We start from the raw sequence: 18,717 nt of genomic DNA on the forward strand, positions 1-18,717 counted from the left end.
AGTGTAGCCGATGAAGCTGAAGTTCAAGGTAATCCGACAGGAATTTTGTGGCTGGTTCAGTTTCCAGCCAGTCGCGGCAATGGCGGCGTCGGCATGACGCGCGCCAAGGAATCGGCGCGCGGGTGATCGAGGAAGAAGCGCACCATCGTCTCGCTGGCGTCGATCTGCCGGCTGGCGCGGCCCACGATGAACTTCGGCAGGTATTGTGGCCCGCCCGGCCAGGTATGGCCGCCCTCCTGGATGGAATAAAGCACCACGGCACGGCCACCCCGGCAGGGGCCCCACTGGCTGCGGAACACCCGCGTGGGGTCGAGCGGCGCCTGCGGCGGCAGCGGGACCGGTGCGTCCGCCGCCGCGCAACCATCCATGCGCGCCCAGAATGCGGCGGTGGCATCGACCGCAAGCACCTGGCCTCCTTCGCCATGGCCGCCGAAGCTGGTCACCTCGCCGCCGGCGTAGGGCACGATCGGGTCGGCGGTGCCGTCGAACTGCACGACTGATACCGGATACTGCGGCTGGCACTGCGGCTGGTAGTCCCGCGCCAACGTGCCGGCCACGGTGGCGATGCCGGCGATGCGGCCGGACATGTCGCAAGCCAGCCGCTCGACGAAGATCGCGCCGTTGGAGATCCCGGCGGCATAGATACGCGAGCGGTCCACGGCGAAGTCGCGCTCCATGGCGTCCAGCAATGCGCGCACGAAGCCCACGTCGTCCACCTTGCGCTTGATCGAGTCGCGGCCGTCGTTCCAGTGCCGATCCACGCCCTGCGGATAGACCACGATCATGCCGGCGCGATCGGCGATCCCGTCCAGGTGGGTGAAGCGCGGCATGCCGCGCGCAACGCTGCCGCCGCCGTGGAAAACCAGCAGCAGCGGATGCGGTGAATCCGCATTGCCGGGCGGCGTGTGCACCAGGTAGCTGCGTTCGAGTCCATCGGCGCGCAATGTGTGGGGCGTGTCCTCGCCGGCCAGCGCCGGTGCGAGAGCGCCCAGCGACAGCAGCAGGCACGACAGCGCGAAGCGGGCGATCGGAAGCATGGCCATGGTCTCGTCAGTGCGAAGGGGGCGGGTCGGGCAGGCGCAGGGTGGCGACGAAGCCGCCACCGGAAACATTGGCGAGCTCCAGCGCGCCGCCATGCAGCTCGGCGGCGCGCATGGCGATGCCGATGCCCAGGCCGGTGCCGGCGGTGCTGCGAGCACGGTCGCCGCGCAGGAACGGCCGACCCAGTTGCGGCAGCAGCAATTCCGGCACGCCCAACCCCTTGTCGACGATGCTGACGAAAACACCGCGCGCATCACGGCCAATGGCCACGCGGAACGGCGCGGCACCATGGCGCTCGGCGTTGTCCATCAGGTTGCCGATCGCGCGGCGCAACAGACGGGGGCGCGCGACCACGCGCAGGCTGTCGGGGCCGTCCAGTTGCCAGGCATCCGGCTCCTGGCGCGAGCCCAGCAGTTGGCCTGCCAGGGTGGCGAGGTCGATGGCACCGGGGGCTTCGTCACGCCCGTCGCGCACGAAGGCAAGGCATTGTTCCAGCGCGGCGTCGAGCTCCTCCAGGTCGGACACCATCGCTTCGCGGCGCCGCAGGTCGGCGGCATCGCCCAGCTCCAGCGCCAGCCGCAGCCTCGCCAGCGGCGTGCGCAGGTCGTGCGAGATGCCGGCCAGCATCAGCTCGCGTTCGCGGGCACTGCCGCGCAGGCGCGCTCCCGCCTCGCGGAACGCCTGGGCCAGGCGCTCGACCTCGCGCGAGCTGCCGTCCAACGCCACCGGCTCGCCCGCCAGCAACGCACCGGCGCTCCCGGCGAGCCGTTCGATCGGTTGCGTCAACAGGCGCGCGAGCAGGGCCGCGAGTGCGAGTGCGATCAGGCCGGCGAGTACGGCAATGCCCACCGACGAGGCCTGCAGGCGCCTCCGGTTGCTCGGCTCGCTCATGACGATCCATTGGCCGGGCACATGGGCACTGGGCACCCAGATGTGCGTGTCGGGAGTCTGCACGACCACCACGCGCGCAGGGTCATCAGGCCGCAGCTGCTCGCCGACTTGCCTGCCCACCGCCAGTGCGACCGGGGCCACGCGTACCGTGGACGGCGGTGGCGACCCCGTCTCCACGCGTACGCCCCATCCGGCGAGGCGCGCCAGTACGCGCCCGGCCCCGGCATCGTGGCGCTGCGCCAGCTCGTCGGTGGTCACCGCGGCGGCGCTGGCGAGGCGCCCGTAGATATCGGCCGCGATCAGCCGGTTGAAGTGCACCGACAGCACGGCGGACAGGCCCAGCGCCAGCAGCAGGGCGAGCGCGAGCAGCGCCAGCACCAGTGCAAAAGTGGTGGGTTTGCGGTTCATGCGCCTTCCCCGTCCCGCGCCGCGCCGTCCGGCACGAACACATAGCCCTTGCCCCACACCGTCTGCAGCCAGCGCGGCCGCCGCGGGTCATCCTCCAGGCAGCGCCGCAGCCGCGACACCATCACGTCGATGCTGCGGTCGAAGGATTCGTGGTCCCGTCCGCGCGCCAGCGCGATCAGGCGCTCGCGGCTGAGCGTCTCGTACGGATGGCCCACCAGGGCCGCCAGCACGGCGAACTCGCCGCTGGTCAGCCTGATCGGCTCGTCGCCGTCGAGCAGCTGGCGGCTGGCCGGATCGAAGCTGAAGCGACCGAAGTACACCGGCTCGCGTTCGGCCAGCGGCGCGCCCGCGGGGACGCGCGGGCGACGGCGCAACACGGCCCGGATTCGCGCCACCAGCTCGCGCGGATTGCATGGCTTGGGCAGGTAGTCGTCGGCGCCGATCTCCAGCCCCACGATGCGGTCCACCTCGTCGCCCTTCGCGGTGAGCATGATCACGGGCATGTCCATGCCTTCGGCGCGCAGCACGCGGCACAGCTCGAGGCCATCGGCGTCGGGCAACATCAGGTCGAGCACGATCAGGTCGACGTGGTGCATGGCCAGCTCCCGATGCATGGCCGCGGCATGCGCGGCGCCACGCACGTGGAAGCCCTGCTGGGCGAGGTAACGCTCCAGCAGGTCGCGCAGGCGCAGGTCGTCGTCGACGACAAGGATGTGGGGGGTGTCCATGGCGCGACTATCCCGCGCGCCCGGCGGCAACGGCAAGCGGACCGTGGCGGCAATTGCAAGCAATTGTTTCCGGACGGTGGAACCGCAACAGGTGCTCACATCTGGCACCTGCACGGAAACACTCTGGCGACGCATCCGCGCGAGAGTCGCACTGCACCGGTCGCCCAGAGGAGCGGCCGGCCCTCCCCCGCACCGGAGTCCCGCGATGAACACTTGCCACCCCATCCGTCTCGCTTCCTTCGCCCTGGCCGGCCTGCTGGCCGCAGGCATGGCCCTGCCAGCCCAGGCGCGCATCCATGGTTTCCGCGTGCAGCGCAACGGCAACACCGTGGGCCACGTGGGCGGCACGACCGGCAACGGCCAGGGCGGCCTCGAACACTTCCGCGCCACCCGCGTCTCCGGCGCCAAGGGCGCGGCGACGCACGGCTCGGTGACCTCGGTGAACCCGGATGGCAGCATCAGCCACCGCGGCGGCACCCTGGCCAATGGCGTCGACGGCGGCAGCTTCACCGGCAGCAACAGCTACACGCGCAATGCCGACGGCTCTGCCCAGGGCAGTTTCCAGCGCAGCGGCAGCAACGCGGCTGGCGCCACCTACGGCAGCAGCGGCAACCATGCGCGCGACAGCTCGGGCGACTGGAACAGCAGCAGGCAGACCACGGCCAGCGGCGCACGCGGCAGCTACGACGGCAGCACCACCGCTTCCAACGGCACCGCGACCCACGGCAGCACCATCACCAACAGCGCCGGCGACACTTACACCGGCCAGACGAGCTACACCAAGGGCCAGGGCATCACCCACAGCGGAACCTGCACCGACCCCAGCGGCAACACCATTTCCTGCCCGCGCTGACGAAGCGGGCCCCGTCCATGCCATACCTGTATCGCCGCTACAGTCTTCGGCAGCGCGCCCGGCGATCGTCATCGCCAGCGGGCCACCACGCAGCGGCGTGCCTTCCGGGAGAGCAGCGATGAAATCCCAAAACTGGCCAGCGATGTTCTGCGGTGCGCTCACCGTGGCCATGCTGGCCCCGCCATCGGCATCGGCGCAGACGGGGTTGTTCCGTCAGGCGCTGATGCAGCGCCGCCTGCAGCAGGGTACGCAAGACGCCATGGCCGTGCTGCCGCCAGGCGTGCGCGCCATCCACGACGTGGCTTACGGCGTCGATGCGCGAGAGCGCTTCGATGTCTACCTTCCCCGGCAACCCGTGCGCGACGCGCCGGTGATTTTCCTGGTGCATGGCGGGGCGTGGGCGTTCGGCGACAAGGCCGCCGCCAGGGTGGTCGAGAACAAGGTGGTGCGCTGGGTGCCCCGCGGTTTCATCGTGGTCTCGGCCAACTACCCGCTGATACCCGCGGCAACACCCTTGCAACAGGCCCGGGACCTTGGCCTCGCACTGGCCACCGCGCAGCGCATGGCCGCCAGCTGGGGCGGCGACCGCCAAAGCTTCATCCTGATGGGTCACTCGGCAGGCGCGCACCTGGTGAGCCTCATCAGCGCCGCGCCGTCGCTGGCGCTGCAGCAGGGGGCCACGCCCTGGCTGGGGACGGTGGCGCTGGACAGCGCGGCCTACGACGTGGCGGGGATCATGCAAAGCCGTCATCTGCGCCTCTACGATGCCGCCTTCGGCAACGACCCTTCCAACTGGGCGGCTGCCTCGCCCGAGCAGCAACTCGATTCGCGCATCGCGCCCTTCCTCGCCGTGTGCTCGACGCGACGCGCGGACTCCTGCCCGCAGGCGCGACACTTCGTGGCCCAGGCCGCCGGCCTGGGCACGCTCGCGCGGGTGCGCCCCGAGGATCTGTCGCACGAGCAGATCAACGAGCAACTCGGCCTGCCATCGGACTACACCGCTGCGGTGGAGGCCTTCATGCGCGGTCTCGGTCCCGCCGTGGCCCGGCGGCTCGATGCAGGCTCGCGCTGATGCCGGCATGCGAAGATGGCGGCAGGGCTCTCGCCACCCATCTCCGGTGCCACCATGAAATCGCTGCTTTGCTGCTGCCTGCTCTGGCTCTGCCTGCCGCTGGCCGTCCATGCGGCGGAGTTGCGCATCGACCTGGGCCACGGCGCGAAAACCTGGAGCACCGCGGAACTGCTCGACCGCGCCGACGCCACCACGGTGGCGATACCGGACGACGTGGCGTTCCAGCGCCCCATGCGCTACCGCGCCGTGCCGCTGCTTGCGCTGCTGCCCGGCCTGAGCGCGGGCCAGCACCTGCAGTTCGTTGCCGCCGATGGCTTCGCGGCGGAGATCCCCGCCGCGCTGCTCCTCAACCGGCAGGGTTCGCAGGCATGGCTGGCGGTGGAGGATCCCGCGCAGCCCTGGCCTGCGCTGGCCGAGAACGCCAAAGACGCCGGCCCGTTCTACCTGGTGTGGACGCACCCGCAGGGCGCGCACGTCAGCCCCGAGCAATGGCCTTACCAGTTGGCCGCGATCCGCACGCTCCCGGGCGTGGATGCGCGCTTTCCTGCCATGGTGCCTGCGGTCGACGCGACCGCCGCGGTGCGCCAGGGCTTCGACGTGTTCAAGCGCACCTGCTTCGCCTGCCACACCATGAATGGCGAGGGGGATTCGAAACTGGGGCCCGACCTCAACCTGCCGTACAGCCCCACCGAGTACCTGCGTGCCGACTTGCTGCGCGGCTACGTCCGCAACCCGCAGTCGCTGCACCGCTGGCCTGGAGCACGGATGATGGGTTTTCCCACGCAGGAATCGCTCAGCGATGCCGACCTCGATGCGGTGCTGGACTACCTGCGCTACATGGCGAAGCACAAGGCTGCGCACTGACCCTCAAGGCAGCAGCGCATGGAGTGCCGCGTCGCGCGCCGCCTGCGGTTCGCGTGCAAGCGCCCGCACGCGCGCATAGAACACCGGCCATTGCCCGCCGCCCTCGCGGAACAGCGCGGCGAAGGCCGGCGTCCACTGGTCGTACAGGCCGAACGGCAACAGCCGCGCGTTGTTGATGGGCCTGGCCACCCACGCGTCGTAGCGGTGGTCGCCCGGCCAGTGCGCGTCGCGCCACTGCGCATAACGCTGGCGGAACGCGGCGATCTCGCGTTGCTTGCCCGCCTCCATCGCCTCGACGTCCACGCCACCGGCATAAAGCGCCCGCAGGTGGTCGCGCAGGTCCAGCACCAGCTGGGTGAAGCCATCGTCCATCGCCTGCAGGCGACCGTCGTCCGGCGGCAACCCGCGCGAGGCACGCCATTCGCGCAGGCCCTCGGCCTGCACGAAGGTGGCGAAGGATTCGTTGAATGCCGTGTCGCCCTTGGCGTAGATCAGCTGGTGTGCCAGCTCGTGGAAGATCGTGCCGGCCAGTTCGTCGTCGCCCCAGCGCAGCATGCTGGAGAGGATGGGGTCGGCAAACCAGCCCAGCGTGGAATACGCCGACACGCCGCCCACCCACACGTCGTCGCCTGCGCCGCGCAGGCGTGCCGCATCGGCCTCGGCGGTGGCCTCGTCGAACCAGCCGCGATAGGCCACGCAACCCGCGACGGGAAAACAGTGGCGCACGGCCTCCACCGAATAACGCGGCGTGGCGAACACGTTCCACACCACGTAAGGCTTCTGCAAGGCCACATATGTGGTGTAGCTGCGGTTGTCGGGCAGGCCCAGTTTCCGCGAGGCGAATTCGCGCGCCGCGAGTGCCAGCGACAGGCGTGCGGCAAGTTTCGGATCGGTCGCCGGGTCGTGCACCAGCTTGCCCACCGGCTGCCGTCGCAACACCAGCCCGCCCTGCCCGCGCACCGCCTGCGCGTAGTAGCGCAGGCTGCTGCAGGCACACAGCACGAGGCTCAACATCGCGAGCGCGAGATACCCGGGACGGAAACGGCGGACTGCGGCATGCTGGCGGATCATCCCGCCATCATGCCGCAGCAATGCTCAGTGGTGCGCGCTGCTGGCGTGGCTGGTCGCGTGGCCGTGCATGCCGCCCGCCGGGTGGCCGGTGCCATGCCCGTAGTAACCGCCGCGATAGTGGCGATGGCCCCAGTGGTCGTACCACACGCCGCCGCCGACCAGCCCCGGGGCGTAGCAACAACCGTAGCCGTAACCGTCGTACCAGCCGCCGTAGCCGTACCAGCCCGGCGTCGCGTAGTAGCCATCGCCGTAGACCACGCCATTGCCGTAATAGGCCGCACCGGCATACGGCGTGGCCCGCACGTAGCCGTAACCCGGCTCGTAGTAGCAGCCCGACAGCAATGCAGCCAGGGCGACGAGGGCGATACCGGAAAGCAGGCGTTTCATGACGCGGCCTCCTTGGGAGACGATGATGCCAGCTTGCGCCGATCCGCTTGAACCGGCGCTGAGAGTCCGTTTGCGATCCAGGGATGCGATGCCGGGCAAGGAGGTCGCAAACGACCCTGGACTCAGAACCGCGGATGCGACAGCTGGCCGAGGAAGCTGGACAGCACCTGCGGCTCCACCAGCAGGGTGAACGCCACGCCGTAGGCCGCGCCCCACAGGTGCGCGCTGTGGTTGACGTTGCCCTGCCCGCGCTTGTCCATGTAGATCGAGTAAGTGATGTAAAGCACGGCGTAGATGATCGCAGGAATGCCGAGCGCAAAATACAAGTAAATCTTTGACCAAGGTTGTAACAGGATGGAAGCGAACAGCACTGCCGACACCGCGCCCGAGGCGCCTAGGCTGCGGTAATTCGGGTTATCGCGGTTCTGGAAATACGTGGGCAGGATCGAGACCACCAGCGCGCCGATGTAGAACAGCGCGAAACCGAACGCGCCCATCTCCAGCGTGTAGAAGCGTTCCATCTGCCGCCCGAAGAAGAACAGCGTGATCATGTTGAAGAGCAGGTGGTTGAAGTCCGCATGCACCAGTCCGTACGTCACCAGCCGGTGGTACTCGCGCCGGCGGCTGATCGCCGGCGGCCACAGGATCAGGTCGTCCATCAGCCGCCCGTTCTTGAACGCCATGAACGAGACGACGCAGGTGATCGCGAGGATGATGAGGGTGATCGGCATGAACGGTTCCGCGCCCGGCTGATGAGGTGGCGGCATCTTGGCCGCAGCGCGGGCGCTTGTCGAATCCGCGGCAAAACGCCCCGCCGGCCGGCGGACGCGACTATCATGCGCGCTCCCCCACGAACCCCATCGCCATGCCCGCGCCTCGCTATCTTCATTTGGACGTCTTTGCGGCTACACATGGTGGCGGCAACCACCTCGGCGTGGTGGTCGGCGCGGAGCAGTGGAGCGGCGAGGCGATGCAGCGCTTCGCGCGCTGGACGAACCTGGTCGAAACCACCTTCCTGCTCCCGCCCGCCGACCCGGCGGCCAGCTACCGCGTGCGCATCTTCACGCCGCACAAGGAGATCCCGTTCGCCGGCCACCCCAGCGTGGGCAGCGCGCACGCCGTGCTGGAATGCGGGTTGGCGCGCCCCGTCGACGGCCTGCTGTGGCAGGAATGCGGTGCCGGCGTGTTGCCGATGCGCGTGGAGGGCGAAGGCGCGGATCGCCGCCTGCTGCTGAAATCCCCCGGCGAGCGCGTGCTGGATACCGGCCGCGACGCGCATCCCCTGCTGGCCGCCGCGTTGGCCGGCACCGGTTGCGGCACCCTGCCGCCTGCGCTGGTCGACGGCGGTCGCCGCTGGTGGCTGGCCGAGCTGGAAAGCGAGGCCGCGCTGCGCGCCTGGAAACCCGACCACGGCGCCATCGGCGCGCTGGCCCATGCCAGCGACAGCATGGGCCTGTGCGCGTTCGCGCGCAGCACGCATCCCGGCTACCAGCTGGTGGTGCGCGCCTTTCCCGCCGGCGTGGGCATCGTCGAGGATCCCGCCTCCGGTGCCGCCAACGGCCTGATCGCTGCGTACATCGCGCAGGCCGAGCCGTGCGGGCCACTGGCCGGCGGCTATGTCGTGAGCCAGGGCCGCGAGATCGGCCACGACGCCCAGCTCGTCGTCCACATCGTGGACGGCACGGTGTGGGTCGGCGGCCGCACCCACACCATCGTCGACGGCGCGCTGCACTGGAACGCGGCGTGAGCCCGGCCGCGCAGATCCTGGTCGATGCCGACGCCTGCCCGGTGGCGATCAAGGAGATCCTGTTCCGCGCCGCCGAGCGCGAGCAGGTGATGGTGACCCTGGTGGCGAACCAGTACCTGCGCACGCCGCCCTCGCGCCACGTGCGCGCGGTGCAGGTGCCCGGCGGCTTCGACGTGGCCGACCACGAGATCGCGCGCCGCGTGGCGGCCGGCGACCTGGTGGTGACGCAGGACATTCCACTGGCCTCGGCGGTGATCGACAAGGGCGCCCTGGCCCTCGACCCGCGCGGCGAACTGCACACGCCCGAGACGATTGCCCAGCGCCTGACCATGCGCAATTTCATGGATGAACTGCGCGGCGCCGGCATCGACACCGGCGGCCATGCGCCGTTCCACGCGCGCGACAGGCAGGCATTCGCGAACCAGCTCGACCGCTGGTTGCAGCAGCGGCAGCGCTGACGCGCCGCTCCCGCCCACAAGGCTCCATGTGTAGGAGCACCCTGTGCGCGATGGCCTTGCGCTTCGATCGAAGCATCAGGGCAATCGCGCACAGGGTGCTCCTACGCAACCTCGCCGGCTGCATGCCCGGAAGCCCAGGCCCACTGGAAGTTGTAGCCACCCAGCCAGCCGGTGACGTCCACCACCTCGCCGATGAAGTAGAGGCCGGGCACCAGCTTCGATTGCATCGTCGAAGACGAAAGCCCGTCGGTATCCACGCCGCCCAGCGTCACCTCGGCGGTGCGGTAGCCCTCGGTGCCGCTGGCGACGATGGGCCAGTCGTGCAACTGGCGGCCGATGCCCTGCAGTTCGGCGTCGCGGTACTGGCGTATCGGGCGACTGGCGAACCAGTGTTCGCAGAGGCGCTGCGCGAGGCGCTTGGGCAAGGCATCGGCCAGCACGTTCTTCAACTCCGCCGCCGGACGCGCACCACGCTGCGACACCAGCCATTCGCCCAGGTCGGCATCCGGCGCAAGGTCCAGCCGCAGGTCGTCGCCCGGCTGCCAATACGAGGAAATCTGCAGGATGGACGGACCGCTCAGGCCGCGATGTGTAAACAGCAGGCCCGCGCGGAACGCGCGCTTGCCCACGCGCGCCCCGGCCACCGGCAGCGCCACGCCGGCGAGGTCGGCGTAGTGCTCCTGGTGCTTGCCGCTCAGGGTCAACGGCACCAGTGCGGCGCGCACAGGCAGCACCGCATGGCCGAACTGGCGCGCCAGTTCGTAGCCGAAGCCGGTGGCGCCCATGCTGGGAATGGACAGGCCGCCCGTCGCCACCACCAGCGACTCCGCATGCACCTCGCCGCGCGCGGTGAGCACGGCGAAGCCCTCGTCCGTCCTGCGCACGCGCTCGACGCCGCAGCCGGTCTCGATACGCACGCCCGCCGCGGCGCATTCGTCCAGCAGCAGGCGCACGATCTGCTTCGACGAATCGTCGCAGAACAGTTGGCCGAGTTCCTTCTCGTGGTAAGCGATGCCGTGCTGCTCCACCAGTCCGATGAAATCCGCCGGTGTGTAGCGCGCCAGCGCGGACTTGGCGAAATGCGGATTGGCGCTGAGGTAGTTCGCCGGCGACGCGCCGGTATTGGTGAAGTTGCAGCGCCCGCCGCCGGACATCAGGATCTTCTTGCCGACGCGGTTCGCATGGTCCACCACCAGCACGCGGCGGCCGCGCCGTCCCGCGGCGATCGCGCACATCAGGCCCGCGGCGCCGGCGCCGACGATCAATACATCCGTTTTCAAGCCACCACCATACCGGCTCCGCCATGCTGTTGCCCGTCATCCCGGCGCAAGCCGGATCCAGTGTCTATGCGCACAGTGGCGCTACTGGATCCCGGCTTTCTTCGAGATGACGGGCGGATAGGCGCGCATTATCGCCCAGTCGCATCGCTTACACTTTCCGCCTCATTACATCCGCGAGCCGCCGCCATGCCTTCCTTCGACGTGATCTCCGAAGTCGACAAGCACGAACTCACCAACGCCGTGGACCAGGCCAACCGCGAACTGGCGAACCGCTTCGACTTCAAGGGATCGGACGCGAAGTTCGCGCTGGAGAAGTCGGAGATCCTGCTCACCGCGCCCAGCGATTTCCAGTTGCAGCAGATGCTGGACATCCTGCGCGGCCGGCTCACCACGCGGAAGATCGACATCCGCGCGCTGGACATCGGCGAGGTGGAGACCAACCTGGCCGGCGCGCGGCAGAAGATCACCGTGAAGCAGGGCATCGAGCAGCCGGTGGCGAAGAAGCTGGCGGCCACACTGAAGGAGGCCAAGCTCAAGGTCGAGGCGCAGATCAACGGCGACAAGCTGCGCGTGACGGGCAAGAAGCGCGACGACCTGCAGCTGGCGATGGCGGCACTGCGCAAGGCTGACGTGGAACTGCCGTTGCAGTTCGACAATTTCCGCGACTGACGGGCCGGCACGACGATGACCGGCAGGAGCGCACCCTGTGCGCGATGGCCTTGCGCTTCGATCAAGGTGCAAGACCATCGCGCACAGGGTGCTCCTGCGACGTATCGTCAGCCGCCCATCCCCGCCACGATGTTCACCGTGATGGCGATGATGAACACGTTGAAGAAGAACGCGATCACGCTGTGCAGCAGGGCCACGCGGCGCAGGTAGCGGCTGCTGATCTGCACGTCGGAGACCTGGAAGGTCATGCCGATCACGATGGCGAAGTAGGCGAAGTCCCAGTAGTCGGGCCTGGGCGTGTCGGGGAATTCCAGTCCGGCATGCTTCTCGCCGAAGTCGCCGTAGTAGCCGTGCGCGTAGTGCAGCGCGAACATGATGTTGAGGAACAACCAGCTCAGCACCACGCTGAGCGCACCGATGCCCAATGCCGGCAGGCCGCCGCCCTTCGCCGCATGCAGCTCGGTGCCCAGCGCCACCAGCACCACACCGGAAAGCACCACTGCGCTCCACAGCACGCCCCAGCGCCCGGTGTCCTGCGCCTTCGCCTGCAGCCGCATGTGCGCGGGCGTGGAATGATTGAACAGCCGCGCCAGCGCCAACAGATAGACCACCGCGGCCAGGTCGAAGCCCAGCAGGATCGCGCTGGCCACGCGCAGGCCTAGCGCGATCAGCATGGCACCGGTCGCCACGAAGACCACGAACGACACGCTGAGCCGCGGCCGCGCCGTCACATAGCGGAACGGCCGCCAGCGCCGGGTCTTCGCAGCTCCGTTGCCGCCGGGCACGCCGCGGCTCATGCGCGCAGCTCCGCGTAATCGGGATGGCGCTCCATCCAGGCCGCGGCATACGAGCAGGCGGGCCGCACCAGCAGGCCCTCGCCACGTGCAAATTCCAGTGCCGCGCGCACCAGTTCACCGGCCACGCCGCGCCCACCGGCGGGTGGCGGCACCAGGGTGTGGGTGATCGTCATCACGCTGCCGGCCAGCCCGTAGTCGAGCAGGCAGTGCACGCCTGCCACCCGCACCTCGAAGCGTTGCGCGGCAGGGTCGTGGTGAATCTCCAGATGCATGGCGGACTCCATGGACGTTGGCGTCAAGCATAACGCCCGCGGGACTCGGCCAAGGCTCCCGCAGGCGGCCTCCGGGTTGCCCTGCCCCACGCACCATCGCATGCGAAAACCAAGGGTTTTATGCCGCCAGCCCCTTCCGTGCCATCGCGCGGCGATGGCGTACGGCGGCGGCCAGTTGCTCCAGCACGCGCACCGATTCGTCCCAGCCGATGCAGCCGTCGGTGATGCTCTGGCCATAGGTCAGCGGCTGGCCGTCCACCAGGTCCTGGCGGCCGGCGACGAGGTGGCTTTCCACCATCGCGCCCACGATGCGCCGCTCGCCCGCCTCGAGTTGCGCGGCGATGTCGGCGACCACCAGCGGCTGGTTTTCCGGCTTCTTGCTGCTGTTCGCATGGCTGGCATCGATCATCACCCGCGCCGGCAGGCCGGCCTTGGCGATGGCGCCGCAGGCCGCCTCCACGCTCGCCGCGTCGTAATTCGGCAGCTTGCCGCCGCGCAGGATCACGTGGCAGTCGCGGTTGCCGCGGGTGGCGGCGATGGCGGCCTGGCCCTGCTTGGTCACGGCGAGGAAATGATGCGGATGCGAGGCCGCCTGCACCGCGTCCACCGCGATCTTCACGTTGCCGTCGGTGCCGTTCTTGAAACCCACCGGGCACGACAGGCCCGAGGCCATCTCGCGGTGCAGCTGGCTCTCGGTGGTGCGCGCGCCGATCGCGCCCCAGGCCACCAGGTCCGCGAGGTATTGCGGCGAGATGATGTCGAGGAATTCGCAGCCCGCCGGCACGCCCAGCGCGTTGATGCCGCACAGCAGCTGGCGCGCGACGCGCAGGCCCTTGTTGATGTGGAAGCTGCCGTCGAGGTCGGGGTCGTTGATCAGCCCCTTCCAGCCCACGGTGGTGCGCGGCTTCTCGAAGTACACGCGCATCACGATTTCCAGCTCGCCGCCAAAATGCCTGCGCTGCTCCACCAGCCGCCGCGCGTAATCCAGCGCCGCGCGCGGATCGTGGATGGAGCATGGGCCGATCACCACCGCGAGACGGTCGTCCGCGCCGTCGAGGATGCGCTGCAATGCGGTGCGCGCATGGCCCACGGTATCCAGTACCGCATCCGTGGCGGGGTACTCGTCCATCACCTCGAGCGGCGTGGCGAGCGGCTGGATACTGCGTATGCGCAGGTCATCGGTGGAAGCGTGGGACATGGCGGCGGTTCCTCGTGTGGGCTGCGGCGGCCATGAAAAAAGCCGCCTCGATGGTGCTGGCGGCTTTCGGGATGGGGTTTCAGTGTTTCGTCAGGACGATCGCACCCATGCCTCCGCCAGCGGCTTCGGATAGCCATAAAACCAAAAATACTGGCGGGCGGTGTGGGTCATGGGTTCCATCAATAGCACCATGCACGGCGCTCTGCAAATAACCGGTGCGACTATCGTGCCACGCCGCCGGCAGGCGCCGGCGCCACCACCACCCGGTTGCGGCCGCCGTGCTTGGCGACGTACAGCGCCTTGTCGGCGCGCCGCAGCGTGGTGGACATGTCCCGCTCGTGCAGCTCGGCCTCGGCCACGCCCACCGAAACGGTGAGCGGCAGGTCGAGGCCGTCGATGCTCACCGGCGAGCCTGCCACCGCTTCGCGGATCCGCTCCGCCAGCGCCTCGCCGGCGGCCCGACCCACGTCCGGCGCCAGCACGATGAACTCCTCGCCGCCCAGTCTGCCGACCATGTCGGTGCCGCGCAGCACGTCGCGGACGCGGCGCGTCAGCGTCTTCAGCGCCTTGTCGCCGCAATCGTGCCCGAAGCGGTCGTTCACGCTCTTGAAGTGGTCGATGTCCAGCAGCAGCAGGCAGAACGGCATATGCGTGGCCACATCCGCGGCAAGCATGCCGGTGAATCGTTCCTCCAGGGCCAGGCGGTTCGGCACGCCGGTCAATGAATCCACGCGCGCCATGACGTGCAGCTGGCGCTGCAGCAGTTCGTTGTACAGCAGCAGGAAACCCAGGCCGTAGAACAGCGACTGCATGCCCGACAGCAGCATCCAGAACACGTTGGTCGGGCTGGGCGTGAGCACGCTGTCCAGCCGCGCGCCCCCCAGCCACAGCATGCCGTTGCGCCACACCAGCAGCAGCAACGACAGCACGAAGATCCACAGCAGCGCATGGCGCGCCCGCGACCAGCCATCCGAGCGGCCGCGCAGCAGGGCCTCGATGTTGAGCATGAGGTTGCAGGCGATGGCCACCGAGCCCCACAGCACGCGGCTCTGGTAGTCGGGCTGGACGACGGCGAACCAGGCCACGCCCGTCCAGCCGACCACGCCCACCACGACGGCGGCGCGCCAGCGCAAGGGGGCGCCCAGCAGCATGCGCAGCGCGATCACGCTCATCGCCTGCGCCAGCAGGTTGAGCGCATTGCCGCCCAGGGTCGGGACGTCCGCGGGCAGGTAATGCCCGAACGCCACCGTGCCATAGCCCAACGCTTCCACCGCCAGCGCGCTGGCCCGCAGATGCAGGCTGCGCACCGCCCGGCTTTCGTCCGAATGCACGCCCAGCCACAGCATCAACGCCACGGTCGCGGCCTGCATCGCGCCAAGCAAAGACAAGCTCTGCACCAGAACAGGCATCCACCCTCCCCAGGGTCCGGCCTCCGCGATATCAGGGTGTTATCGGCAAATGCCCGGCCTTCTTGAGACGCAGTTCACACTTTCCCGGTGCCCGAGGCCCCGAAACGGGGGCGTCCGCCTGCCGTTGACAGCCCGCATCGTTCGGCTACTTTCCGGCCAGCACCCCACGGAAACCGGCATGGCCACGCTCATTCCCTCCCGCAACAGCTGCCTGCCGCGCATGACCGGCGGCGAGAAGCGCGTGTCCGAACGGCTGGAGCAGAAGCTCGAAGACGACTACCTGCTCTGGTACGACGTGCCGGTGGGCCTGAAGCAGCGCCAGCCCGACTTCGTGGTGTTCCACCCGCGCCGCGGCCTGCTGGTGCTGGAGGTGAAGGACTGGAAGGCCGACACCATCCGTCAGGCCGACAAGACCCAGTTCACCCTGGTCACCGAGCGCGGCCTGGCCAGGGAAACCAGCCCGCTGCTGCAGGCGCGCGCCTATGCGCTGGAAATCGGCGTGGTGCTGGAGAACGACCCGGCCCTGCGCAACCCGGAAGGCCACCGCTACGCCGGCAAGCTGGTCATGCCGTGGGGCTACGGCGTGGTGCTGGCCAACATCACGCGCAAGCAGTTCGGGGAAGGCGGGCTGGACGCGGTGATTCCCGCTCACCTCGCGATCTGCCGCGACGAGTTGTACGAGACGGTGGATCCCGAAGCCTTTCAGGAGCAGCTGTGGGCGATGTTCCCGCAGGTGTTCCCGGTGGCGCTCACCCTGCCGCAGATCGACCGCGTGCGCTGGCACCTGTTCCCGGAGATCCGCGTGGAGCCGGGCAGCGGCCAGTTCGGCTTGTTCGCCGCCGAGGGCAAGGATGCGCGCGCGCTGGAAATCCCCGACCTGGTGAAGGTGATGGACGCGCAGCAGGAGCAGCTGGCGCGCTCGCTGGGCGACGAGCACCGCATCATCCACGGCGTGGCCGGCTCCGGCAAGACCATGATCCTCGGCTTCCGCGCGATGCAGCTGGCGCGCTCGATGAGCCGGCCGATCCTGGTGCTCTGCTACAACAAGGCGCTGGCGGCACGGCTGGAAGAACTCATCGGCGAGCGCGGCCTCGGCGACAAGGTGCAGGTCTACAACTTCCACCGCTGGTGCCGGCGCATGCTGACCAGCTACCACGTGGAACTGCCGCCCAAGGGCGAGCGCTTCTTCGAAAAGATGGTGGAGCGGGTGATCGAGGGCGTGGACAAGGGCCAGATCCCGCGCTTCCAGTACGGCGCCGTGCTGGTGGACGAAGGCCACGACTTCGAGCCGGACTGGTACAAGCTGATCGTGCAGATGATCGACCCCGCCACCAACTCGCTGCTGGTGCTGTACGACGACGCGCAGAACATCTACGGCAAGGCCGACCGCCGCCGCATCAGCTGGAAAAGCCTGGGCGTGCAGGCGCAGGGCCGCACCACCATCCTCAAGCTCAACTACCGCAACACGCTGGAGATCCTCGCGGTGGCGCGCAACTTCGCCAGCGAGCTGCTCGCCGCGCGCGTCGAGGACGACGACGGCGTGCCGCTGATCGCCCCGGAAAGCGCCGGCCGCCGCGGCCCGCTGCCCGAGCTGATCCGCACCGACACCGCCGCCGCCCAGCTCGACGCGTTGATCGCCCAGCTGCGCGACGAACACGCACACGGCCGCCCGTGGGGCGAGATGGCGGTGATCTACCGCAACAACTGGGAAGGCGAGAAGCTGCACGAGGCGCTGGAGCGCATCGCCATCCCCTCCAGCCTCGCCGACGAACGCGGCAAGCAGGCGCTGTTCGTGGTCAAGGACAGCGTGAAGCTGCTCACCATGCACTCCTGCAAGGGCCTGGAATTCCCGTTCGTGATCGTGCCCGGCCTCGGCTCGCTGCCGCACGAGGGCCAGCGCGAAGTGGACGAGGCGCGCCTGCTCTACGTGGCGATGACCCGCGCCACCGAGCGTCTGGTGCTGATCCACCACCTCGATTCGGTGTTCTCCAAGCGCATCCGCGATTCGATCAACGAGGTGCAGGGCCAGTTGGCGCGCTGATCCCGATAGACTGCGCGCATCATCGCCGGGGAATCCACCATGCGTCGCCTGCTGCTCGTCGCCGTGCTCGCCTTCGCCACCTTCGCCCTGCCCGCGCTGGCGGCGGACCAGGTCGTGCTGCTGCAGAAGACCGACCGGGTGGTCGGCACCGGCACGCTGGCGCGCGACGGCGACGTGGTGCAGGTGAACTACACCGGCTGGCTGTACGACGCCGGCGCGAAGGACCACCGCGGCGCCGAGTTCGACAGCTCGGAAGAGAACGGCGAGCCGATCAGCTTCACGCTGGGCGCGGGCGAGGTGATCGCCGGCTGGGACCAGGGCATCCGCGGCATGCACGTGGGCGGCAGGCGCACCCTCGTCATCCCCGCGCGACTGGCCTACGGCAGCCGTGGCGTCCGCGGCACGGTGCCGCCGAACGCCGCGCTGGTGTTCGACGTGGAACTGGTGGGCGTGCGCTGAGCCGTGGGATGCGGAACCATCCGCGCGCCGAGGCGTCCAAGGTTGTATTCCCCGACACTGCCTCGCGCGTTGTCAGCGGCAAGCCCCGGAGCTCCCCCATGAAGACCCCCCGCATCGCCACCGCCCTGCTCGTCACCAGCCTGCTCGCCGGCACGGCCTGGGCGCAGACGACTTCCAACCAGGCGCCGCCGCCGCTCGACCTCAAGCTGCCGCAGGTCAACAACATGCCTTCCGACCTGCCCGCCGCCAGCAGCACCTCGGCCAAGCCCGCCAGCGGTTCCGGCACCGCCGGCACGACCAGGCCCGGCAGCGCGCCCGGCGCGTACTACGGCGACACCAGCGGCCGCATGGGCAACACCGACGAGCACGTCGCCAGCTCGTCGCAAACCTGCGACGACTCCACCTACGGCCAGCCCCAGGTGCACGGCGACGTGGGCATGGGCGTGATGTCCGGCAGCCACACCAGCGGGAGCTACCAGAGCGGTGCCGTCAGCGTCACCAAGAACCTCGGCGACTGCGACCACCCCAGCGGCGGCGTCAGCTTCTCCGTCGGCGTGAGCCAGGGGCAGTTCCACGGGCGCGGCTGGTAAAGCCTGTCCGGATCCGCGATGGCTCTCGCGCCAGGGCTATCCTTGCGGGGGCGCCCTGTGCGCCGTGCACCTGTCCGGCCCGCAGCGGAAATCGTGGACAGATCCAGGACACGACGACCCCGGACGCCGCTCACGCCTGGCGCAGGAAACAGGTTTTCAGCACCAGGCCCTTGATCTTGTCCGAATGACCTTCGATGTGTTCGGCGTCGTCCTCGACCAGGCGGATGTTGCGGATCAGCGTGCCCTGCTTCAGCGGGATCGATGAACCCTTGACCTTGAGGTCCTTGATGACGACGACGGTGTCGCCGGCCGCCAGCACGTTGCCGTTGCAATCGCGCACGACCGGCGCGGCTTCGGCGGAAGCCTGCTCCACCTGCGGCCACTCGTGGCCGCAATCGGCGCAGACGTAGTTGCCGCCGTCGGGATAGGTGTTCTCGAGCGCGCACTGCGGGCAGGGAGGAATGCTGGACATGCTGCGACCT

The 18,717-nt window shown here is 69.1% G+C and carries 21 protein-coding genes; 9 read left to right on the forward strand and 12 right to left on the reverse strand.

Features of this window, described 5'->3' with window-relative positions:
- Positions 1 to 56: 56 nt before the first annotated feature.
- From IHE47_RS09435 to ompR, 3 genes are read right to left on the reverse strand one after another with little or no spacing between them, the layout of a single operon-like run.
- Positions 57 to 1,037: a PHB depolymerase family esterase gene (locus tag IHE47_RS09435; RefSeq protein WP_192105642.1), complete on the reverse strand. Its 981-nt coding sequence runs from the start codon at positions 1,035 to 1,037 to the stop codon at positions 57 to 59.
- Between the two features lie 13 nt (positions 1,038 to 1,050).
- Positions 1,051 to 2,340 carry an ATP-binding protein gene (locus IHE47_RS09440; protein WP_192105643.1) on the reverse strand — a complete coding sequence of 430 codons (1,290 nt, stop codon included), beginning with the start codon at positions 2,338 to 2,340 and terminating at the stop codon, positions 1,051 to 1,053.
- Entirely contained in the window at positions 2,337 to 3,068 is a 732-nt protein-coding gene (gene ompR / locus IHE47_RS09445; RefSeq protein WP_192105644.1) for a two-component system response regulator OmpR, read from the reverse strand. Before ompR ends, IHE47_RS09440 begins: the two co-directional genes overlap by 4 nt.
- Positions 3,069 to 3,273: 205 nt before the next feature.
- Here ompR and IHE47_RS09450 point away from each other — a divergent pair, with 205 nt between their 5' ends.
- The 3 genes from IHE47_RS09450 (at position 3,274) to IHE47_RS09460 (ending at position 5,857) form a co-directional block, all read left to right on the forward strand.
- Positions 3,274 to 3,921: a hypothetical protein gene (locus IHE47_RS09450; protein ID WP_192105645.1), complete on the forward strand. Its 648-nt coding sequence runs from the start codon at positions 3,274 to 3,276 to the stop codon at positions 3,919 to 3,921.
- Between the two features lie 118 nt (positions 3,922 to 4,039).
- On the forward strand, positions 4,040 to 4,993 hold the full coding sequence (locus tag IHE47_RS09455) for an alpha/beta hydrolase (RefSeq protein ID WP_225561733.1): 954 nt from the start codon (positions 4,040 to 4,042) through the stop codon (positions 4,991 to 4,993).
- A 54-nt stretch (positions 4,994 to 5,047) separates the two neighbouring features.
- Positions 5,048 to 5,857, forward strand: a complete 810-nt coding sequence (locus tag IHE47_RS09460; protein ID WP_192105646.1) for a cytochrome c — start codon at positions 5,048 to 5,050, stop codon at positions 5,855 to 5,857.
- Positions 5,858 to 5,860: 3 nt separating this feature from the next.
- On the opposite strand, the gene IHE47_RS09465 is transcribed toward IHE47_RS09460, so the two are convergent.
- The 3 genes from IHE47_RS09465 to IHE47_RS09475 form a co-directional block, all read right to left on the reverse strand.
- Positions 5,861 to 6,928, reverse strand: a complete 1,068-nt coding sequence (locus IHE47_RS09465; RefSeq protein ID WP_192105647.1) for an aminopeptidase — start codon at positions 6,926 to 6,928, stop codon at positions 5,861 to 5,863.
- A 24-nt stretch (positions 6,929 to 6,952) separates the two neighbouring features.
- Positions 6,953 to 7,315 carry a hypothetical protein gene (locus IHE47_RS09470; protein WP_192105648.1) on the reverse strand — a complete coding sequence of 121 codons (363 nt, stop codon included), beginning with the start codon at positions 7,313 to 7,315 and terminating at the stop codon, positions 6,953 to 6,955.
- 122 nt (positions 7,316 to 7,437) lie between these two features.
- Positions 7,438 to 8,046: a rhomboid family intramembrane serine protease gene (locus IHE47_RS09475; RefSeq protein WP_192105649.1), complete on the reverse strand. Its 609-nt coding sequence runs from the start codon at positions 8,044 to 8,046 to the stop codon at positions 7,438 to 7,440.
- A gap of 134 nt (positions 8,047 to 8,180) precedes the next feature.
- Here IHE47_RS09475 and IHE47_RS09480 point away from each other — a divergent pair, with 134 nt between their 5' ends.
- Positions 8,181 to 9,062: a PhzF family phenazine biosynthesis protein gene (locus tag IHE47_RS09480; protein ID WP_192105650.1), complete on the forward strand. Its 882-nt coding sequence runs from the start codon at positions 8,181 to 8,183 to the stop codon at positions 9,060 to 9,062.
- On the forward strand, positions 9,059 to 9,520 hold the full coding sequence (locus tag IHE47_RS09485; protein ID WP_192105651.1) for a YaiI/YqxD family protein: 462 nt from the start codon (positions 9,059 to 9,061) through the stop codon (positions 9,518 to 9,520). The genes IHE47_RS09480 and IHE47_RS09485 overlap by 4 nt, the downstream gene beginning before the upstream one ends.
- Before the next feature lie 101 nt (positions 9,521 to 9,621).
- Here IHE47_RS09485 and IHE47_RS09490 read toward each other — a convergent pair whose 3' ends face one another.
- Entirely contained in the window at positions 9,622 to 10,800 is a 1,179-nt protein-coding gene (locus IHE47_RS09490) for an NAD(P)/FAD-dependent oxidoreductase (RefSeq protein ID WP_192105652.1), read from the reverse strand.
- Positions 10,801 to 10,986: 186 nt separating this feature from the next.
- Here IHE47_RS09490 and IHE47_RS09495 point away from each other — a divergent pair, with 186 nt between their 5' ends.
- On the forward strand, positions 10,987 to 11,469 hold the full coding sequence (locus tag IHE47_RS09495; protein ID WP_192105653.1) for a YajQ family cyclic di-GMP-binding protein: 483 nt from the start codon (positions 10,987 to 10,989) through the stop codon (positions 11,467 to 11,469).
- A 107-nt stretch (positions 11,470 to 11,576) separates the two neighbouring features.
- Here IHE47_RS09495 and IHE47_RS09500 read toward each other — a convergent pair whose 3' ends face one another.
- From IHE47_RS09500 to IHE47_RS09515, 4 genes are all read right to left on the reverse strand, one after another.
- Positions 11,577 to 12,266 (reverse strand): DUF1345 domain-containing protein, encoded by a 690-nt coding sequence (locus tag IHE47_RS09500; RefSeq protein WP_192105654.1) that lies wholly within the window; start codon positions 12,264 to 12,266, stop codon positions 11,577 to 11,579.
- The gene (locus IHE47_RS09505; RefSeq protein ID WP_192105655.1) at positions 12,263 to 12,538 is read right to left on the reverse strand and encodes a GNAT family N-acetyltransferase; all 276 of its coding nucleotides are present in this window, start codon (positions 12,536 to 12,538) and stop codon (positions 12,263 to 12,265) included. Before IHE47_RS09505 ends, IHE47_RS09500 begins: the two co-directional genes overlap by 4 nt.
- A 118-nt stretch (positions 12,539 to 12,656) precedes the next feature.
- Positions 12,657 to 13,736 carry a 3-deoxy-7-phosphoheptulonate synthase gene (locus IHE47_RS09510; protein WP_192105656.1) on the reverse strand — a complete coding sequence of 360 codons (1,080 nt, stop codon included), beginning with the start codon at positions 13,734 to 13,736 and terminating at the stop codon, positions 12,657 to 12,659.
- Between the two features lie 221 nt (positions 13,737 to 13,957).
- On the reverse strand, positions 13,958 to 15,133 hold the full coding sequence (locus IHE47_RS09515; RefSeq protein ID WP_192105657.1) for a GGDEF domain-containing protein: 1,176 nt from the start codon (positions 15,131 to 15,133) through the stop codon (positions 13,958 to 13,960).
- Between the two features lie 190 nt (positions 15,134 to 15,323).
- Here IHE47_RS09515 and IHE47_RS09520 point away from each other — a divergent pair, with 190 nt between their 5' ends.
- From IHE47_RS09520 to IHE47_RS09530, 3 genes are all read left to right on the forward strand, one after another.
- On the forward strand, positions 15,324 to 17,186 hold the full coding sequence (locus IHE47_RS09520; protein ID WP_192105658.1) for a 3'-5' exonuclease: 1,863 nt from the start codon (positions 15,324 to 15,326) through the stop codon (positions 17,184 to 17,186).
- A 39-nt stretch (positions 17,187 to 17,225) separates the two neighbouring features.
- Positions 17,226 to 17,645, forward strand: coding sequence for an FKBP-type peptidyl-prolyl cis-trans isomerase (locus IHE47_RS09525; protein WP_192105659.1), 420 nt, complete (start codon positions 17,226 to 17,228; stop codon positions 17,643 to 17,645).
- 98 nt (positions 17,646 to 17,743) lie between these two features.
- Positions 17,744 to 18,235: a hypothetical protein gene (locus IHE47_RS09530; protein ID WP_192105660.1), complete on the forward strand. Its 492-nt coding sequence runs from the start codon at positions 17,744 to 17,746 to the stop codon at positions 18,233 to 18,235.
- A 130-nt stretch (positions 18,236 to 18,365) separates the two neighbouring features.
- On the opposite strand, the gene IHE47_RS09535 is transcribed toward IHE47_RS09530, so the two are convergent.
- Positions 18,366 to 18,707, reverse strand: coding sequence for a zinc ribbon domain-containing protein YjdM (locus tag IHE47_RS09535; RefSeq protein WP_192105661.1), 342 nt, complete (start codon positions 18,705 to 18,707; stop codon positions 18,366 to 18,368).
- Between the last annotated feature and the right edge of the window lie 10 nt (positions 18,708 to 18,717).

The organism is Rhodanobacter sp. DHB23 (assembly GCF_014842975.1).
Taxonomy (GTDB): domain Bacteria; phylum Pseudomonadota; class Gammaproteobacteria; order Xanthomonadales; family Rhodanobacteraceae; genus Rhodanobacter_A.

What these genes read in the sequence shown, in the direction of transcription:
- IHE47_RS09435 (WP_192105642.1), bottom strand. Translation starts at nt 1,037, where the DNA reads ATGCTTCCGATCGCCCGCTTCGCGCTGTCGTGCCTGCTGCTGTCGCTG.
- IHE47_RS09440 (WP_192105643.1), bottom strand. Translation starts at nt 2,340, where the DNA reads ATGAACCGCAAACCCACCACTTTTGCACTGGTGCTGGCGCTGCTCGCG.
- ompR (WP_192105644.1), bottom strand. Translation starts at nt 3,068, where the DNA reads ATGGACACCCCCCACATCCTTGTCGTCGACGACGACCTGCGCCTGCGC.
- IHE47_RS09450 (WP_192105645.1), top strand. Translation starts at nt 3,274, where the DNA reads ATGAACACTTGCCACCCCATCCGTCTCGCTTCCTTCGCCCTGGCCGGC.
- IHE47_RS09455 (WP_225561733.1), top strand. Translation starts at nt 4,040, where the DNA reads ATGAAATCCCAAAACTGGCCAGCGATGTTCTGCGGTGCGCTCACCGTG.
- IHE47_RS09460 (WP_192105646.1), top strand. Translation starts at nt 5,048, where the DNA reads ATGAAATCGCTGCTTTGCTGCTGCCTGCTCTGGCTCTGCCTGCCGCTG.
- IHE47_RS09465 (WP_192105647.1), bottom strand. Translation starts at nt 6,928, where the DNA reads ATGATCCGCCAGCATGCCGCAGTCCGCCGTTTCCGTCCCGGGTATCTC.
- IHE47_RS09470 (WP_192105648.1), bottom strand. Translation starts at nt 7,315, where the DNA reads ATGAAACGCCTGCTTTCCGGTATCGCCCTCGTCGCCCTGGCTGCATTG.
- IHE47_RS09475 (WP_192105649.1), bottom strand. Translation starts at nt 8,046, where the DNA reads ATGCCGATCACCCTCATCATCCTCGCGATCACCTGCGTCGTCTCGTTC.
- IHE47_RS09480 (WP_192105650.1), top strand. Translation starts at nt 8,181, where the DNA reads ATGCCCGCGCCTCGCTATCTTCATTTGGACGTCTTTGCGGCTACACAT.
- IHE47_RS09495 (WP_192105653.1), top strand. Translation starts at nt 10,987, where the DNA reads ATGCCTTCCTTCGACGTGATCTCCGAAGTCGACAAGCACGAACTCACC.
- IHE47_RS09500 (WP_192105654.1), bottom strand. Translation starts at nt 12,266, where the DNA reads ATGAGCCGCGGCGTGCCCGGCGGCAACGGAGCTGCGAAGACCCGGCGC.
- IHE47_RS09505 (WP_192105655.1), bottom strand. Translation starts at nt 12,538, where the DNA reads ATGCATCTGGAGATTCACCACGACCCTGCCGCGCAACGCTTCGAGGTG.
- IHE47_RS09510 (WP_192105656.1), bottom strand. Translation starts at nt 13,736, where the DNA reads ATGTCCCACGCTTCCACCGATGACCTGCGCATACGCAGTATCCAGCCG.
- IHE47_RS09520 (WP_192105658.1), top strand. Translation starts at nt 15,324, where the DNA reads ATGGCCACGCTCATTCCCTCCCGCAACAGCTGCCTGCCGCGCATGACC.
- IHE47_RS09525 (WP_192105659.1), top strand. Translation starts at nt 17,226, where the DNA reads ATGCGTCGCCTGCTGCTCGTCGCCGTGCTCGCCTTCGCCACCTTCGCC.
- IHE47_RS09530 (WP_192105660.1), top strand. Translation starts at nt 17,744, where the DNA reads ATGAAGACCCCCCGCATCGCCACCGCCCTGCTCGTCACCAGCCTGCTC.
- IHE47_RS09535 (WP_192105661.1), bottom strand. Translation starts at nt 18,707, where the DNA reads ATGTCCAGCATTCCTCCCTGCCCGCAGTGCGCGCTCGAGAACACCTAT.